We start from the raw sequence: 2,048 nt of genomic DNA, 5'->3' as shown, positions 1-2,048 counted from the left end.
TAGGATACCGACCGGTCTTATTTTATTGAACACGCCGAATCGCTGTCAAGTCGAACTTGTCAGCCGCCGTCCCTTTTCAGGATGACGTCCACCATGCTCCTCTTTTCCTGGTTGAACAGCTTCCGGATCCTTTGCCGGTACTCCTCCGGAGTCTGGTGCTCCGCGTGCGTTCCCGGGACGACACGAACCCCGGGAAACGCCTCGTTGAGCGCCGATTCGTACTTTCCGGCGAAGGGGCACAGCGCCTTCATGCAGAACGACATGTGAATGACGTCCACGTCGAATTCCGTGAGACCCCTGATCCGGCCGAGCAGTTTGTCCGGTCCCGTCAGGGTCGGGCACCCGGGGCAGTCGATGATGCCGACCAGGGTGAGCTTTTCATCCTTCGGGTAGGCCGCGAACGCCCCCTTGCGCGCCCTGAGATCCGCCAGGCACACGACCAGGGAGCACCCGAGCTCCCGAGTCGCATTGGAACAACTCAGAATTCCGATCCGTGCCATGCGCTTGACATCCTCCTTTGCAGACCCTTCGTGCGCCACGCGGCAACGCTCATGTCAACCCTCCACCGGAAATTCCTGTTTCACCTGCAAGACGACCAGGCTCGCAAGCGCCAATCCTCCCGCCCCGACCAGGACCTTCTCCACGCCGAAGAAGCCCGCCAGGCTGCTTCCGACCAGGAACGAGACCAGCGCGGCCGGAGTGAGGATCCCGGTGATGGAACCGTAGACCCGGCCGCGGTATTCGATCGGCGTCGCCTGGTCCCGAAGCGAATGCGTGGAGACGATCGTCGCGTAGAAACAGGCGAAGCTGATCGTGGCCAGCGCGACCGCGGCCGTGAAGGAGCGGGTGAGTCCCAGGCACGCGAAGAGGACGTAGTGCGCCGCGAGCCCCCACAGGATCAGCTTCCTCCGGTCGAACACCGCCGCGAGACGCGGCCCGAGGACGCTGCCCAGGATGCTGCCCGCGCCGGCCATGGTCATGAAGATCCCGTATCCGTCGCTCCCCCTCCCCAGGAACTGCTTCACGTACACAACGAACAGCGGGAGCTGGCAGCCGAGGAACAGCCGCCACAGGAACGCGACCGTCCCGAGGTGCCGGAGGTCGCGATTCGCCATGATGTATCGCGCGCCTTCGCACACGTGGGCGAAGACGGCGCCCGCGGACCGCGTGGCCCCCGGAGCCGGCGGCGCCACCCGGGTGGCAAGCCCCAGGATCGCCGCGGCGACGTACACCACGGCCGTCAGGTGGAGAAGCAGCGCGATGTTCCACTTCAAGGCGACCACCCCCCCGATGACCGGGGCCGCCAGCCTGGCCGCGTTCAACGAAACGAGCATGATGGCGTTCCCGTGCAGGTAGTTGTCCCCGGGGAGGATCTCCGACATGATCGCGGGACGCACGTTCATGATGGTCATCAGCAGGATCGAGATGAAGAACCAGATCGTGTAGGTCCACGCGATCCCCCTGCTTTCGGCGACCAGGAAGACGCCGACCGCGATCCCCATCGCCGCGACGCAGAAGACCCGCCCCCGCGGGTACCGGTCCGAGAGGGAGCCGTAGTATGGGGAGAACAGCCTCGGCAGGAACGTCAGCCCGGTGAACAGGCCGACGTTCATGGCGCTGCCGGTCAGGTCGTAGATGTGCACGGTCATGACGAACACCATGAACTCGTACCCGAACGCCGACAGGAGGTATGCCAGCCCGAAAACGACGGCGTTCCGGCTCCCTTGCGTCCCCTGCATTCCCCGCTCCTTCCGGAAAGCGACGATTGTCGCGGTTGCTTATAGAGAAACCAGCAGGCCGTCGGCCGCCGGGATGTCCGCGGTCTCATGGGATCTTGCCAGCATGTCCCCGCTCATGTGGGTGAGCACGACGCACCCGCAGGAGAAGTCGCCGCGACGGGAACGGAAGGTCGCATAGTCGAGATGCCCCTTCACCTTCCGGTCGAAGAAGTACGCTTCGCATACGAAAAGGTCCGCGCCGCGCGCCGCCTCGACGAGAGCCGGTGTCCATTCGGTGTCTCCCGAATAGGCGATCACGCGCCCCGCCAC

Annotated in this window: 3 protein-coding genes; all 3 read right to left on the bottom strand. The window is 64.6% G+C overall.

The genetic code is table 11. The features are described 5' to 3' along the window. Window positions 1-59: 59 nt before the first annotated feature. Complete coding sequence (locus HZB86_05080; GenBank protein MBI5904908.1) at window positions 60-500, bottom strand: CGGC domain-containing protein; 441 nt, start codon at window positions 498-500, stop codon at window positions 60-62. A 54-nt stretch (window positions 501-554) separates the two neighbouring features. Further along, the gene (locus HZB86_05075; GenBank protein MBI5904907.1) at window positions 555-1,739 is read right to left on the bottom strand and encodes an MFS transporter; all 1,185 of its coding nucleotides are present in this window, start codon (window positions 1,737-1,739) and stop codon (window positions 555-557) included. A gap of 39 nt (window positions 1,740-1,778) precedes the next feature. Beyond that, on the bottom strand, window positions 1,779-2,048 hold a 270-nt coding region (locus HZB86_05070), incomplete at its 5' end, for an MBL fold metallo-hydrolase (protein ID MBI5904906.1).

The sequence above is a fragment of the Deltaproteobacteria bacterium genome (genome assembly GCA_016234845.1).
In the GTDB taxonomy this organism is placed as follows: domain Bacteria; phylum Desulfobacterota; class Deferrimicrobia; order Deferrimicrobiales; family Deferrimicrobiaceae; genus JACRNP01.
Note: the sequence above shows the minus strand (reverse complement) of the source record. Positions and strands in the feature narration are given on the sequence as shown.